This is a genomic window from Stenotrophomonas sp. Steno-Z10-BAI, from assembly GCF_056393115.1.
Map to the genome: position 1 here is coordinate 69,426 of NZ_JBWJOZ010000006.1, position 14,001 is coordinate 83,426.

The 14,001-nt window shown below is 68.6% G+C and carries 13 protein-coding genes; 4 read left to right on the plus strand and 9 right to left on the minus strand.

Features of this window, described 5'->3' with window-relative positions; genetic code table 11:
* The first annotated feature begins 32 nt into the window (after positions 1–32).
* Both AC06E9_RS14930 and AC06E9_RS14935 read left to right on the plus strand, forming a co-directional pair.
* Entirely contained in the window at positions 33–473 is a 441-nt protein-coding gene (locus tag AC06E9_RS14930; protein WP_478056322.1) for a VOC family protein, read from the plus strand.
* Positions 470–1,288, plus strand: a complete 819-nt coding sequence (locus AC06E9_RS14935) for a DUF72 domain-containing protein (protein WP_478056323.1) — start codon at positions 470–472, stop codon at positions 1,286–1,288. Before AC06E9_RS14930 ends, AC06E9_RS14935 begins: the two co-directional genes overlap by 4 nt.
* A gap of 4 nt (positions 1,289–1,292) precedes the next feature.
* Here AC06E9_RS14935 and AC06E9_RS14940 read toward each other — a convergent pair whose 3' ends face one another.
* Entirely contained in the window at positions 1,293–1,949 is a 657-nt protein-coding gene (locus AC06E9_RS14940; protein WP_478056324.1) for a Pr6Pr family membrane protein, read from the minus strand.
* A 78-nt stretch (positions 1,950–2,027) separates the two neighbouring features.
* Here AC06E9_RS14940 and AC06E9_RS14945 point away from each other — a divergent pair, with 78 nt between their 5' ends.
* A complete protein-coding gene (locus tag AC06E9_RS14945; protein WP_121041431.1) occupies positions 2,028–2,975 on the plus strand; it encodes a DMT family transporter in 948 nt (315 codons plus the stop codon).
* Positions 2,976–3,027: 52 nt separating this feature from the next.
* Here the strand turns inward: AC06E9_RS14945 and AC06E9_RS14950 are convergent, their stop codons facing one another.
* The 5 genes from AC06E9_RS14950 to AC06E9_RS14970 form a co-directional block, all read right to left on the minus strand.
* Positions 3,028–4,098: a GGDEF domain-containing protein gene (locus tag AC06E9_RS14950; RefSeq protein WP_152151710.1), complete on the minus strand. Its 1,071-nt coding sequence runs from the start codon at positions 4,096–4,098 to the stop codon at positions 3,028–3,030.
* Between the two features lie 68 nt (positions 4,099–4,166).
* A complete protein-coding gene (locus AC06E9_RS14955; protein WP_121041427.1) occupies positions 4,167–4,889 on the minus strand; it encodes a pseudouridine synthase in 723 nt (240 codons plus the stop codon).
* A 56-nt stretch (positions 4,890–4,945) separates the two neighbouring features.
* Positions 4,946–6,580 (minus strand): sensor domain-containing diguanylate cyclase, encoded by a 1,635-nt coding sequence (locus AC06E9_RS14960; RefSeq protein ID WP_121041425.1) that lies wholly within the window; start codon positions 6,578–6,580, stop codon positions 4,946–4,948.
* Positions 6,581–6,682: 102 nt separating this feature from the next.
* Positions 6,683–9,112, minus strand: a complete 2,430-nt coding sequence (locus tag AC06E9_RS14965) for a putative bifunctional diguanylate cyclase/phosphodiesterase (RefSeq protein ID WP_478056325.1) — start codon at positions 9,110–9,112, stop codon at positions 6,683–6,685.
* 174 nt (positions 9,113–9,286) lie between these two features.
* Positions 9,287–11,239 carry a DEAD/DEAH box helicase gene (locus AC06E9_RS14970; RefSeq protein ID WP_121041421.1) on the minus strand — a complete coding sequence of 651 codons (1,953 nt, stop codon included), beginning with the start codon at positions 11,237–11,239 and terminating at the stop codon, positions 9,287–9,289.
* 267 nt (positions 11,240–11,506) lie between these two features.
* Between AC06E9_RS14970 and AC06E9_RS14975 the strand changes: the two genes are divergently transcribed.
* Entirely contained in the window at positions 11,507–11,737 is a 231-nt protein-coding gene (locus AC06E9_RS14975; RefSeq protein ID WP_019184435.1) for an RNA-binding S4 domain-containing protein, read from the plus strand.
* 15 nt (positions 11,738–11,752) lie between these two features.
* Here AC06E9_RS14975 and ubiM read toward each other — a convergent pair whose 3' ends face one another.
* The 3 genes from ubiM to AC06E9_RS14990 all read right to left on the minus strand — a co-directional run bounded on the left by ubiM (position 11,753) and on the right by AC06E9_RS14990 (position 13,956).
* The gene (gene ubiM, locus AC06E9_RS14980; RefSeq protein WP_478056326.1) at positions 11,753–12,937 is read right to left on the minus strand and encodes a 5-demethoxyubiquinol-8 5-hydroxylase UbiM; all 1,185 of its coding nucleotides are present in this window, start codon (positions 12,935–12,937) and stop codon (positions 11,753–11,755) included.
* Between the two features lie 89 nt (positions 12,938–13,026).
* Positions 13,027–13,416, minus strand: a complete 390-nt coding sequence (locus AC06E9_RS14985; protein WP_121041417.1) for an MAPEG family protein — start codon at positions 13,414–13,416, stop codon at positions 13,027–13,029.
* 18 nt (positions 13,417–13,434) lie between these two features.
* The gene (locus tag AC06E9_RS14990) at positions 13,435–13,956 is read right to left on the minus strand and encodes a DUF4019 domain-containing protein (protein ID WP_478056327.1); all 522 of its coding nucleotides are present in this window, start codon (positions 13,954–13,956) and stop codon (positions 13,435–13,437) included.
* Between the last annotated feature and the right edge of the window lie 45 nt (positions 13,957–14,001).

Consider the following 14,001-nt stretch of genomic DNA (forward strand, 5'->3'; position numbering starts at 1 on the left):
TCAGGCTCGCCTGTGCCAGAAGGAGGCCCGCCATGACCGCGCCCGCCGAGACCACCGCCACGATCATTCCCTGCCTGCGCTACCGCGATGCGCACGCCGCGATTGCGTGGCTGCAGCGCGCATTCGGCTTCCAGCAACAGGCGGTGTATGCCGATGGCGATACCGTTCACCACGCCCAGCTTGTCTACGGCCACGGCATGATCATGCTCGGCTCGGTCGACAACGGCAGTGAGTGGGGCCGCTACAGCGTCCATCCGGACGAGCTCGGCGGTCGCCAGACCCAGAGCGCCTGCGTGATCGTCGCCGATCCCGATGCGCATCATGCGCGCGCGGTTGCCGCCGGCGCGCAGATCGTCATGGACATCGCCGACCAGCCCTATGGCGGCCGCGGCTATGCCTGCCGCGATCTGGAAGGCTACCTGTGGTGGTTCGGCAGCTACGACCCATGGGTCGACCGCGCGGACGGCGCATGAGCGCTGCGGCCGGCTCCATCCGCACGGGTATCGGTGGCTGGGTCTTCCCGGCGTGGCGCGGCGGCACGTTCTATCCGGCTGGATTGCCGCAGCGCGAAGAACTGGCCTACGCCAGCCAGCAGTTGGGCTGCATCGAGATCAACAGCACGTTCTACCGCGCGCAGAAGCCGGCCATCTATGCCCAGTGGCGCGCGCAGACGCCCGAGGGCTTCCGTTTCTCGGCCAAGGCGCCACGCACGATCACCCAGACCCATGACCTGACCACGGTGGGCGAACGTGCCGAACGTTTCATCGAGGGCATCCGCGTTCTGGAGGACCGGCTGGGGCCACTGATCTGGCAGTTCAGCGACAGCCATCCCGCCGGTGCGGCCGAATTCGATCGGTTCCTGGGCATGCTGCCGCGCAAGGTCGACGGCCACCGCCTGCAGCACGCACTGGAGGTGCGCAACCCCGCGGCGTGGACGCCGGCGCTGCTGACCGCTGCCCGCGCCCACGGTGCCGCGCTGGTGTTCAGCGGCTCGGATGAGTACCCCAGTTTCGCCGACCCCACCGCCGACTTCATCTATGCGCGATTGATGCACTCACGCGCGAACCTGCGCGCCGGCTACCCGGCCAGGGCCATGGAGCAATGGTGCCTGCGCGCGATGCGCTGGGCCCGCGGCGAAGACAATCCGGACCTTCCCCACCTGGCTGCCGAACTCCCCGCGCAGCCACCGCGCGAGGTGTATGTGCTGTTCATCGGTGCGGCCAAACAGCGCAATCCCGGCGCGGCGATGGCGCTGCGCGATCAGCTGGAGCTGCTCGGCGGCAGCTGATGCGCTACCGGTTCCGGCGGCGCGCGGCCAAGGCTCCATCCAGCCACCACAGCAGCGCACCGCCCACGACGAATACCACCCCCACGGACAGCGCATTGCGCGCGACCAGCGCGATGCCCAGCGCGCCCAGGTCCAGGAAGGGATACGGGTACTGCCCACTGAGCCACCCGACCAGCAGGGCCCAGCCGAGGTAGACCGTCGGGAACGCCAGTGCGCTGAGCAACCCACGCCTATGCAGGCTGCCATGCGGCCCGGCCAGCCAGCCAAGCAGATACAGCACCGGCACCGCGTAATGCAGACCCGTATCGGCCCACCACTGTGCGCCCTGCGGGTCCCACAACGGAGCCAGGAGGGTCACGTAGATCAACCCGGTGATGCCGATGAACAGCGCCACCGCCGCGCGTGGGACCGGGCCGGCCAGCCCGTCACGGCCGCCGCGGGCCAGTGCCAGGCAGACGGCGGCAACGCCGATGTTGCTCAGGATGGTGAAGTAGCCCAGGTAGCGCAGCGTCGCGTCCGCAGCACCCAGGCCCGGTGTGTCGAGCAGCAACGTGTACTGCAGCAGCAGTGCCGCCACGGCGATCACCGCAGTGAGGCCGGCCAAGGTGCGAAGGGTGCGGGGCAGTCCGGCGGGGACAGGGGCGATAGGCAGGCGTGTCATCGCTGCAGAATGCCACGCCCCCGCGCTGGATCGCGTGGAAAGCATCCTTCGCGGCGCGGCGTGTCGCACAATAGGCGGATGCCGATGACCGATACCCGCAGAGCCCTGCTGCAAATCCATTTCTGTGTGCTGCTGTGGGGCGTCACCGCCATCCTTGGCAAGCTGATCACCCTGCCCGCGCTGCCGCTGGTGTGGTGGCGCATGTTGCTGGTGGTGGCGATGCTGGCCCTGGTGCCGCGCGTGTGGCGCGGGCTGCGCCAGCTGTCGCCGCGGCTGGTGGCCGGCTACTGCGGTGTGGGCGCGCTGGTCGCGCTGCACTGGCTCACGTTCTATGGCGCGGTCAAGCTGGCCAATGCCTCGGTGGCGGCCACCTGCATCGCGCTGGCGCCGGTGTTCACCGCGGTGATCGAGCCCTGGGTGGCCAAGCGCCCCTTCCAGTTCCGTGAGCTGGCCTTCGGGATCCTGGTCCTGCCGGGCGTCGCGCTGGTGGTGGGCGGCGTGCCCGATGGCATGCGCCTGGGCGTGCTGATCGGCGCGCTGTCGGCGCTGCTGGTGGCGATCTTCGGCTCACTCAACAAGCGCCTGGTCAGCCATGCCGACCCACTCACCGTGACCGCGCTGGAACTCGGTGCGGGCACGCTCACCCTGACCCTGCTGGCGCCGGTACTGCCCTTCCTGCTGCCCGCCCTGGCCAGCGACCTGTGGGTGATCCCGGACCTGCACGACGGCCTGCTGCTGTTGACCCTGGCCGGGCTGTGCACGCTGCTGCCGTTCGCGCTCGCGCTGGTCGCGCTGCGCCACATCAGCGCCTACACGTCGCAGCTGGTGACCAATCTTGAGCCGGTCTACGCCATCCTGCTGGCGATGGTCCTGCTCAGCGAGCAACGGGAGCTGACCCCGCTGTTCTATGCCGGCGTGGCGATCATCGTCGGGGCGGTGTTCCTGCACCCGCTGCTCAACCGCCGCCGGAAGGTGCAGCACCCGGAACTGATGGCGACGTCCGAGGCACGCAACATCGCCGATTGAGCGGGCGTACCCGCCAACACCCGGTCCCTGCCGCGGATACGACCCGTGCACATCAGTCGGCGCGGATGACCCGGTTGCGCCCCTCGCCCTTTGCCCGGTACAGCGCCGCATCGGCGCGGGCCAGGGTCTGCTCGATCGCATCACCGTGACGGTGCGCGGCCACCCCGATGCTGATCGTCAACGGCAGGCCCAGCGGCAGATCGGCTACCGCCATGCGCAGGAAATCGCACTGCAGCTCTGCCGTGGCCAACGGCGTGTCGGGCATCAGCACCACGAACTCTTCGCCGCCATAGCGCGCGGCCAGGCCATGCCCGGCGAAATGCGCGCGCAGCAGGCGGGCCAGTTCGGCCAGCACGTGATCGCCGGTGGCATGACCGTACAGATCGTTGACGGTCTTGAAGTGGTCGATGTCGAGCAGCGCCACCGCGGTCGCGCGCGGGTGACCCTCGGCATCCACCACCGCCGCCTCCAGCGCGGTGCTCATCGCGCGGCGGTTGGGCAGGCCGGTGAGCGGATCGGTGCGGCTCTGTTCGGCCAGATCGGCGTTCTGCTGTTCCAGCAGTTCGTTGTACTCGGCCAGACGCTGCTCGTACCAGGCGCGATCGGTCATGTGCTGCTGTATTTCATGCGCGTACCGGCGCAGCTCCATCACCAGCGAAACCTGCCGCGACAGCGCCGACAGGGCATCGCGCTGGCCGGGGCTGAGCTGCCCGGGGGCGGCATCGAACACGCACAGCGTGCCCAAGGGCAGGCCGTCACTGCTCAGCAGCGGCGCGCCCGCATAAAAACGGATATGCGGCTCATCGACCACGATCGGGTTGTCGACAAAGCGTGGGTCGGTTCGCGCATCCTCGACCACCATCACCTGGTCCGGCTGCAGGATGGCGTGACCGCAGAAGGAGATGTCCCGGGTGGTTTCGGGTGCGTCCAGCAGCTGCCGCGCCTTGAACCACTGGCGGTCCTGGTCGACCAGGGTCACCGCGCCCATGTGGGTGCCGCACAGCGCGGTGGCGATCGTGACCAGATCATCAAAGGACCGCTCGCGCGGCGTATCCAGGATCTGATACCGCTGCAGCGCCAGCAGGCGCTGTGCTTCGTTGTCCGGCTTGGACGGCTTGATCATCGTGGCAGGCGGTGGCGTGTGCCGGATCAGTCTAGCCCGGGTACGGCGTCACGGCGTGACGCACAGCATCACCAGTCCAGCTGTTTGGGCAGCAGGCCGTTGAGCTCGGCATCGGTGAGATTGCGCCACTGCCCCGGCTTGAGCGCACCGAGTTTGATGTTGTCGATGCGCACGCGGCGCAGCTGGGTGACCCGGAAGCCGAACGCGGCCGCCATCAGGCGGATCTGCCGGTTCAAGCCCTGCTGCAGCGTGATCCGGAACCCGAACTTGGCCAGCTTGCTGGTCCGGCACGGCAGCGTGACCTCATCGCGGATGCGCACGCCGCGGGCCATGCCACGCAGGAACTCGTCGGTGACGGCCTTGTTGACCGCCACCATGTATTCCTTCTGGTGCCCGTTCTCGGCGCGCAGGATCTGGTTGACGATGTTGCCGTTGCTGGTCAGCAGGATCAGGCCTTCGGAATCCTTGTCCAGGCGGCCGATCGGGAAGATGCGCTGTTCGTGGCCGACGAACTCCACGATGTTGCCCTTGACCGAACTTTCGGTGGTGCAGGTGATGCCCACCGGCTTGTTCAGCGCGATATAGACATGCTTGCGGCCGCCGGCCTTCTTCGCTTCGCGCGCGCGCAGCGGCTGGCCGTCGACCAGCACCACGTCCTGTTCGCCCACCACCGCACCGGTACCGGCCGGATGGCCATTGACGGTGACGCGGCGTTCGCCGATCAGGCGGTCGGCTTCGCGCCGGGAACAGAAGCCGGTGTCGGCGATATGCTTGTTGAGTCGGGTTGTCATCGGCCCATTATCGGGCAAAAGGCGGCCGCTGCTGCGTTTTTCCGCGTGCCGGCGGTTCAGGCCGGCAGCGGATCGCCGGCGGTCGTGGTGCGCTCGCCGTCATGGATCTGGTTGCGACCGTTGCGCTTGGCGCAATACATGGCGTGGTCGGCCCGGCGCAGCAGCCCGGCCAGGTCGTCGCTGCCCGGCTTGAGCACGGCCAGGCCGATGCTGGCCGAGACCGTCAGGCCGGCAATGCCGAGTGCCTGGGTGACGGCCGCCACCTGCTGGCGCACCGTCTCCAGCCGCGCCACCGCGGCGGCATGGCCGGCGCCGGGCAGCAGCACCAGGAATTCTTCACCGCCCATCCGGATCACATCGTCGTGATTGCGCACCGAACCGCGCAGCGCGCGCGCCACCGCGACCAGCACCTGATCGCCGACGTCGTGGCCGAACTGATCGTTGATGTCCTTGAACAGATCGATATCCAGGAAGCCGATCGCCAGTGCGTGCGGTTCCTGGCGCGCCCGTTCCAGGTATTCGGCGAGCAGGCGCAGGCCGGCGCGGCGATTGGGCAGGCCGGTCAGCATGTCGGTATCGGCGAGCTGGCGCATTTCATCGCGCTGGCGGCGCAGCCGGCCCAGCCGCAGGTTCAGGGCATAGGCGGCCATCATCAGGAACCAGGTCGCCGACAGCTGCAACGCTTCGATCCGATAGGCCACCAGCCACTGCGCATCCAGCGCATCGGCCCCGATCATGATCCACCAGGGGGCCAGCGCGGCCAGCCCCGGCAGTGCATGCGCATCGCGCTGCCACAGCCCCCACAGGCCTGCGCCGAGGCACAGCGTGCAGGCCCCCAGGAAACTCCACTCCAGTACGAGCGCCACGATGCCCAGCCCGGTCAGCCCCCACAGCGGCACACTCAGGCCGAGCGCGATCAGCCCCCAGAGCACGAGGTGCTGCGCCGGGCGCGAGCGTGGCCACCGCCGGTCGCCGCCATTGAGCCGCCACAGGATCGGCAGCAGCAGCGCCTGGCTGAACGCAGTGAGTGCGATCAGCCACCAGGAGGCACGGTCCTGCACCGGCAACCACGGCTCGGGATAGCCACTCAGCCCACCAAGGACCGCCTGCCAGAGCACGAACACCAGACAGGCACCCACATACACCAGGAACGAGCGGTCGCGGGTGGTGGCCCAGCCCATCAGCGCCGACAGCGCCAGCGCGATCGCCACCGCGATGCACGCCGCGCGCATCAGCAGCCGGGCGGTGTCGTTCTGCTGCACCGGGCTGGGGGCGCCGAGCTGGATGGTCGGCACCCAGCGGTCCTTCAGCGGGCGGGTCCAGGACACCACGATCGGTTCGTGATCGCCGGCCTCGGGCACCACCACCAGCCCGACCCCCGCACGGAAGCGCGAATCACGGGTCCGCGCATCGTGCATGCTGCCGCAGATCTCGCGGTCGCCGTGGCTGATGCGGACCTCGCCGGTGAGCACGCCGAACACATCCACGGCCTGGGGCTTGCCCGACCAGCCGGCGGCCGGCGCCGGAATCGACAGCACTTCCTGGTGGCGTGCCAGCACATCCGGCGTACAGGCGCGCTGCGGCGTCACCTCATCGGTGGCCCCACCCAGCAACAGGAAGTCCTGCCCCACGCGCGGCGCGGCCTGCAGGCTCCAGGGCAACAGCCACAGCAGCACCAGCGCAAGCGCCATCCACCCGATTGAATACCCGCCCCCGTTGCTCACACCTGCGCCCTGCCCGCCCGTGTTCGTCCGCGCACACCGTGTCCGCAACCGTCGGCGGCGATTATCGCATCATGGCACGCCCCGCCAGGCCTCGGAGGGCCGGCCCGCGCCCACCGGCCGGATCGCCAGCTGGGTCATCCGCTCCAGCGGAATCGGCCGTTCGATCGCATACCCCTGCAGGCCCTCCACGCCCATCTGGGCCAGCTGATCGGCGACCACCGCCGATTCCACCCATTCGGCCACCACCATCATGTGAAGCTCGCGGCCGACCTCGGTGATCGCCCGCACGGCGGCACGGTTGACCGGATCCAGGTTCATGTCGCGCACGAATACGCCGTCGATCTTGAGCATGTCCGCCGGCAGTTGCCGCAGGTAGCCGAACGAGGACAGCCCCGAGCCGAAATCGTCCAGCGCCATGCGGCAGCCACGCGCTTTCACCGCGTCGATGAAGGCGCGTGCCTGATCCAGGTTGCTGACCGCCGCGGTCTCGGTGATTTCAAAGCACAGCTTGCGCGCCAGGCCGCGGTTGCGTTCGAGCAGATCGGTGACGAAGGCCAGGAAGCTCGGCTCGGCGATCGACTGCGCGGACACGTTGACGTTGCACAGGCCCAGCTGCTGCACATGGCTCGGGCACACCTGCAGGTGCCGGAACAGCAGGGACAGCACATGCCGGTCCAGTGCCATGCCCATGCCGTATCGCTCCACCGCGCCCATGAACTCGGCCGGCCCCTGCAGCGCGCCTTCCGGGCTGCGCATGCGCACCAGCACTTCGTAATGCAGGAACTCCGGATCGCCGACCCGCTCGATGCGCTGTGCATACAACAGCATGCGGTTCTCGGCCATCGCGCTGGAGACATTGGCCAACCGCTCCGCTTCGCGCCGCCGCTCATCCAGTGCCATGCGGCTCTCGTTGTAGCAGTGCACCCGGTTGCGGCCGGCCTCCTTGGCCGCGTAGCAGGCACTATCGGCGGCGCTCATCAACCAGTTGACATCCGGCGCATCCGGGCTGATCTCAACCACCCCGATGCTGCAGCTCACCCGGGGTGCGCCGTCGCCCTGCTGGATGCTGACCTGGCCAAGCGTGCGCACCACCCGCTGCAGCACCTGCTTGGCTTCATCCTGCCCGGCATTGGCCAGGAACAAGGCGAACTCGTCGCCCCCCAGGCGGCCGACCCAGTCGCCATCACGCACCGCCCCCACCAGGTAATCGGCGAAGCTGCGCAGCAGCTGATCGCCGGCAGCGTGGCCGAACCCGTCGTTGACCAGCTTGAAGTAGTCCAGATCGATGTAGCACAGCGAGTGGGTGCCGCCCTCGGCCCGTACCGCCACCAGCGCCTGTTCGAGCAGCCGCTCGATCTCGCGGCGGTTGATCAGCCCGGTCAGCGGGTCGTGACTGGCGTGGTGCTCCACCTCGCGTGCCAGGGCATGGTTCTGCGAAACATCTTCCACCAGCGCGAACACCGCCGGCGCCCGCGCCCGGGTGTGCACCACGGTACCGCTCCAGCGCCCCCACATCAGGCTGCCGTCAGCGCGCAGGAAGCGCAGCTCGCCCGGGCGCAACTGGCGCGGCCAGTCGATCCGGCCGCGCTCGTCCAGGATCAGCTCGCCCTCCACCAGCAGATCGGCCAGCGACAGACTGAGCAGGGCCTCGCGGCGCTGGCCCAGGATATCGGCCATGGCCTGGTTGGCCTCCATGATGCCGCCGTCCTCATCCAGCTTGAGCATGCCCACCGTGGCCTGGTAGAACGCGGCGCGGAAGCGGCTCTCCTGTTCGGTCAGGTCGTTGCGCACGCGGCGCGCCAGCAGCACCGCGACCAGGGTGATCGCCAGCACCGACAGGCCACCGACGATGAAGGTCGTCATGCGCACCATCGCCGCGGTGTGCAGCAACGCGCTGGAGAACGCACGCGCCTGGTTCTGCATGCCCACATCCAGCGCCTGCACCCGGCGCAGCAGGGCCTGCTGCACCGCCGGTGTCAGTGTGCCGGCGGCATGCCCGGCCTGGACCCGGTCGGTGATGGCCACCAGTTGCAGCAGATCGTCATCGGTGTCGCGCCACAGGCGTACCGCATCGCGGAAATACGGCTGATCGCGCAGGTAGCGATACGAGAGAATCAAACGGTTGATGTCGCCACGGGCGTTGCCGCCTTCAATGAAGCCCTGGCGTGCTGCGGCGATGTCCGGGTCGGCCTGCTCGAGGGCACGGCGGGCGGTGAGGTCGCCCAGTGGCACCCGCAGCGCCTGCCGGGTCGCGCCCAGGTCAACGGCATCACCCGAGGCGATGTACCGCGACAGCGCGTGAGTGGCCTGCTGCTGGCCGCGCGACCAGTGGCTCTGGCCCATGATCCATGCCGTGGAGGCGGCCTGCAGCTCCTGGATCACCGCGGAAATCCCGACCAGGCCGATGGCCATGCCGGTCAACAACACAAAGCGCAGGGTCAGCCCCCGCATCGAATACGGTATCGCGGTGCCGCCACTCTCCCTGCGACCTCCAGACATCGCCGATCCCCCCGGGGCTGCGGATGTGGAAACTCATTCCATTGGAGCATGGTCCAATCCGCAGGCTAGGGCCAGCACTGTTGAGACGGTGCGAAACCGGCGGACCGGGACGCGCAGGCCGGATACGACGACGCCAGCCCGGAGGCTGGCGTCGCGTTGATCACCCTGGGGCGATCAGAAGTTGCGCGGACCGCGCGGCTTGAAGCCGTCACGACGCGGCGGGCGGTCGTTGCCGCCCGGGCCGCTGCGCGGGCCACCCGGACCGCCCGGACCACGCGGCTTGCCCTGGCCGAACTTCGGCTTGAACGGCGGACGCGCGGACGGGGTCAGGTCTTCACCCGGCTCGACCTTGCGCATCTGAAGCTGCTGGCCCGAGACCCACACCTTCTTCAGGTGGGTCAGCAGGTCCTGCGGCATTTCGGCCGGCAGGTCCAGCACCGAGAAGTCGTCATGGATGTCGATGCGGCCGATGAAACGGCTTTCCAGGCCAGCTTCGTTGGCGATCGCGCCGACGATGTTGCCCGGCTTCACGCCGTGGACGTGGCCCACTTCGATGCGGAAGGTTTCCATGCCCGGCTCGGCGGCACCGCGCGGGGCGATGTCACGGCGCGGGGCGCGCTCGGCGCCGCCTTCGCTGTTGCCGAAGTCGCCTTCCGGACGCGGCGGGCGCGGGCCACGGTCGTCTTCACGGCGCGGACCCCGCTCGAAGCGCGGCTCGAAACGGGCCGGGCGCTCGCCACGGTCGTTGCTGCGCTCGTTGCGCTGATGCGGGGCACGCTCTTCACGGGCACCACGGACCGGCGGGGTCAGCAGGAACGGCGAATCGCCCTGCAACAGCTTGGCCAGCGCGGCGGCGATCTCGATCGCCGGCACGTTCTTCTCGCCTTCCAGGCGCTGCAGCAGGTCGCGGTAGAACTCGGTGCCACCGGCATCGAGCACATCGCTGATGCGGCTCATGAACTTGGTGATGCGGGTGTCGTTGACCGCGTCCACGCTCGGCAGCTGCATCTCTTCGATGGGCTGGCGGGTGGCGCGCTCGATGGCACGCAGCATGCCCTTTTCGCGCGGGGTAGCGAACAGGATCGCGTCACCGGTGCGGCCGGCACGGCCGGTACGGCCGATGCGGTGCACATAGCTTTCGGTGTCGTACGGGATGTCGTAGTTCAGCACGTGGCTGATGCGCTCCACGTCCAGACCACGGGCGGCCACGTCGGTGGCGACCAGGATGTCCAGCTTGCCTTCCTTGAGCATGCCGATGGTGCGCTCGCGCTGGGCCTGCTGCATGTCGCCGTTGATGGCGGCGGCGGCCAGGCCGCGCGCCTGCAGCTTCTCGGCCAACTCTTCAGTGGCTGCCTTGGTACGCGAGAAGATGATCATCGCGTCGAACGGTTCCACTTCCAGGATACGGGTCAGCGCGTCCAGCTTGTGCATGCCGCTCACCCACCAGTAACGCTGGCGGATGTTGGCCGAGGTCGTCGTCTTGCTGACGATGGTGACTTCGGCCGGGTTCTTCAGGTAGGTCTGCGCGATGCGGCGGATCTGCGAGGGCATGGTGGCCGAGAACAGGGCGACCTGGCGGGTCTCCGGCAGCTTCTTCAGCACGGCTTCGACGTCGTCGATGAAGCCCATGCGCAGCATTTCGTCGGCTTCGTCGAGCACCAGCGTCTTCAGCTCGGACAGATCCAGGGTGCCGCGCTCGAGGTGATCGATCACGCGGCCCGGGGTGCCGACGATGACGTGCACGCCACGACGCAGGGCCGACAACTGCTGGCCATAGGGCTGGCCGCCGTACACCGGCAGGACGCGGAAGCCGGGGATGCCGGAGGAATAGGTCTGGAACGCCTCGGCGACCTGGATGGCCAGTTCGCGGGTGGGGGCCAGCACCAGCACCTGCGGCTTGGTCTGGTTGAAATCGAGGTTGGACAGCACCGGCAGCGCGAAGGCGGCGGTCTTGCCGGTACCGGTCTGGGCCTGGCCGAGCACGTCACGGCCTTCCAGCATCGCCGGAATGGTGGCGGCCTGGATCGGCGACGGGGTTTCGTAACCGACGGTGGCGACGGCCTGCATCACAGCGTCGGACAGGCCGAGATCTGCAAACAGCAGCGGCGCGGGGGATTCTTGGGACATGGGAAACTCCGAAACACCGCCGTTCTAGAGGGCAGTGAGATAAAAAAGGGGGATGGTCCGCGCTTTGGGCGCCCTTTCTTATCGCGTGCCCTGGCGCTGCTCGGTCGGAGGAGAATTCACTCACTCAGGGGGCGATGATACCGCATCGTTCCTGAACAACGCATACAGATTCCCGGATGGATGCCGTTGCGCCGCCGGCTGGCGCACAATACGCGCCCTTTCCCGGCCCGGCCCCACGTCCGCGCCTCTTCCCAGGATACCCGCTCCATGCAGACCCTCGAATTTGAACTGGACCGCGACTACGTCGAGCTCAAGCAGCTGCTCAAGCTGGCCGACCTGGTCACCAGCGGCGGCGAGGCCAAGACCGTGATCGGCGACGGCCAGGTGCTGGTCGATGGTGAAGTGGAACTGCGCAAGGCATGCAAGATCCGCGCGGGCCAGCAGGTTCAGTTCGCCGACACGGTCATTCACGTGATCGCCGACAGCGACGCGCCCTGATCTTCCCGGCCGGACTCAGCGCAGTGTATCGCGCTGGGTCAGATGGGCGGTGATCAGCTGGCGGAACGGGGCCACCCCGTGCGCCAGCCGCAGTCCGGCCCGGCGCAGCAGCCGCGCCGGCAGGCGGTCATCGGTGTACAGCGAAGCGATCGCATTGGTTGCCTCATAAAGCGGCCGCGAGGCCAGCCGGTGACCGCGCTCGTAAGCGGCCAGCCCGGCGGGTGCGGCGATGTCGCGTCCCTGCCCTGCGGCCTTGCGCAGGAGCCCGGCCAGTCGATGCTGGCTCTGCAACCCCAGATTGAAGCCATGCGCGGTGACCGGATGCATGCCGACGGCGGCATCGCCGATCAACGCACAGCGATCGCCGGCGAACGCGTTGGCATACACCCCCACGAGGGGATACGCCACCGGCGTGGCCACCGGCCGCATCGCGCCCAGCCGATGCTCGAAAAAGCCACTGATGCTGCGGCCGAAGTCGGCCTCGTCCTGGCCCATCAAGGCCGCGATCTGACGCGGCGGCAGCGTGATGACGGCCGAGGCCTGGTCGCCATTGAGGGGCAGCAGGGCCATCGTGCGCCCATACCCGAACCACTCCCAGGCGGTGTGCTGGTGCGGCACCTCGATCTGCATGCGGCAGACCAGCATGGATTTGCCGAAATCACGCAGCTGCGCGCCAATCCCCAGCAGGCGGCGGGTGGAGGAGAAGCGGCTGTCGGCAGCGACCACCAGCCGCGCGGCCAGCTGGCGGCCATCGGCCAGGGTCACCACGCTGTGGGCCGGGCCCGGGCTCACGGCCGTGACGCTGGCCTGGTCCAGGATTTCCAGACCGGCCTGGCCCTGCACGCTCTGCCAGGCGGCGCGACGGATCAGATGGTTGGGCACCAGCCAGCCGAGGTCGTCCCCGGTGCGCTGGTGCGCGGCGAAGGTCAGCGCGAACGGCGAGCCGCCATCCATCACCTTGGCATCGCGCAACGGGGAAATCTCGGCGGGATCCAGCTGCGCCCACAGCCCCAGCGATGCCAGGATCTGGCGGGAGGCATGGGTCAGCGCCATCTCACGGCCGTCGAAGGCGGCCTGCGCCAACGCGGCACGCGGCTGCTGTTCGATCAGGGTGACGCTCAGGCCGGTATCGGCCAGCGCGCGCGCGAAGCACAGCCCGGTCGGGCCGGCGCCCACCACCACCACATCCACTGACTGCATGATCCCATCCTGCCGTTGCGTGTCCAGCGCAGCTTAACGCCGCAGCGCCGGCGCCGTCCTTGATCTGGATCAGGTGCGCCAGCGCGGGTTCACAGCAACGCCCACAGCAGCATCACGATGCCCAGCAGCGACACCAGCCACACCAGGCTGCGCACATACGGCACGCCGGCGGCGTACAGCGGCAGATAGATCAGCCGCGCCCAGAAGTACAGCTGCACGGCCACGGCCGTCATCCCGTCCTGGCGCTGGGTCAGCACCACCGCCAGCACCGCGGCGGCGAAGAAGGGGAAGGTTTCCATGAAGTTGCTCTGCGCCCGCTGCAGGCGGCCAGCCAGCGGACTCGGCGCCGGCATCGGCTGATCGCGCGCGGAGGCATTCCAGCCGATCCCGCGCTCGCGGGTGATCAACGTGGAAGGTGCAAACACGTGCACGAGGCCGAGCACCATCGACCACACCAGCATCTGGATCTCGATACTCATCTGCGCAGTCTCCGGCGATCAGGGGGTGGCGGCGCGCACGCTGTAACCGGCCAGGCGCCAGACGCGGTCTTCGTCGAACCGGAAGGACACCAGTTCGCGCACCGGCTGGGCACTGTTGGCAAAGCGCGTGGGGAAACTGACGTTGATGTACAGGCCTTCCGGGACGGTCGCCCCGGCGGCGTACTTGACCCGGGTCACCACCGGCTGGCCACGCGAGGCCAGCGCGCCAAGGCGCTGACGATCGGCGGTGAGCTGGCTGACAAAGGCCTGCTCGGTCACTGACTTCTTCGCCACGGCCGAAGCGCCTTTCCATGCCTCGCCGGCACGGTTGGCATCGACCAGCTTCGCGACCTGCAATGCAGCAGCGGTCATTTCCGCATCCTGCTTCTGCACCTGCGCCTGCTGCGCCGGGCTGAGTGCCGGGCGGGCGGCAGGCGCGGGGCGCGCCGGGGCCGGTGCAGGCGTGGCCGGCGGCGGTGGCGTCTGGGCCAGCGCGGCGAAAGGCAGCAGAGCGGACAACAGCAGCAGCGGAACACGCATCAGGACACCGTTGGCTGGAAGGAACTGCGCTCCAGTCTACGGGAA

Bases quoted from the DNA above. Each gene is read 5' to 3' on its own strand.
- AC06E9_RS14930 (WP_478056322.1), top strand. From the start codon at position 33: ATGACCGCGCCCGCCGAGACCACCGCCACGATCATTCCCTGCCTGCGC.
- AC06E9_RS14935 (WP_478056323.1), top strand. From the start codon at position 470: ATGAGCGCTGCGGCCGGCTCCATCCGCACGGGTATCGGTGGCTGGGTC.
- AC06E9_RS14940 (WP_478056324.1), bottom strand. From the start codon at position 1,949: ATGACACGCCTGCCTATCGCCCCTGTCCCCGCCGGACTGCCCCGCACC.
- AC06E9_RS14945 (WP_121041431.1), top strand. From the start codon at position 2,028: ATGCCGATGACCGATACCCGCAGAGCCCTGCTGCAAATCCATTTCTGT.
- AC06E9_RS14950 (WP_152151710.1), bottom strand. From the start codon at position 4,098: ATGATCAAGCCGTCCAAGCCGGACAACGAAGCACAGCGCCTGCTGGCG.
- AC06E9_RS14955 (WP_121041427.1), bottom strand. From the start codon at position 4,889: ATGACAACCCGACTCAACAAGCATATCGCCGACACCGGCTTCTGTTCC.
- AC06E9_RS14960 (WP_121041425.1), bottom strand. From the start codon at position 6,580: ATGGCGCTTGCGCTGGTGCTGCTGTGGCTGTTGCCCTGGAGCCTGCAG.
- AC06E9_RS14965 (WP_478056325.1), bottom strand. From the start codon at position 9,112: ATGTCTGGAGGTCGCAGGGAGAGTGGCGGCACCGCGATACCGTATTCG.
- AC06E9_RS14970 (WP_121041421.1), bottom strand. From the start codon at position 11,239: ATGTCCCAAGAATCCCCCGCGCCGCTGCTGTTTGCAGATCTCGGCCTG.
- AC06E9_RS14975 (WP_019184435.1), top strand. From the start codon at position 11,507: ATGCAGACCCTCGAATTTGAACTGGACCGCGACTACGTCGAGCTCAAG.
- ubiM (WP_478056326.1), bottom strand. From the start codon at position 12,937: ATGCAGTCAGTGGATGTGGTGGTGGTGGGCGCCGGCCCGACCGGGCTG.
- AC06E9_RS14985 (WP_121041417.1), bottom strand. From the start codon at position 13,416: ATGAGTATCGAGATCCAGATGCTGGTGTGGTCGATGGTGCTCGGCCTC.
- AC06E9_RS14990 (WP_478056327.1), bottom strand. From the start codon at position 13,956: ATGCGTGTTCCGCTGCTGCTGTTGTCCGCTCTGCTGCCTTTCGCCGCG.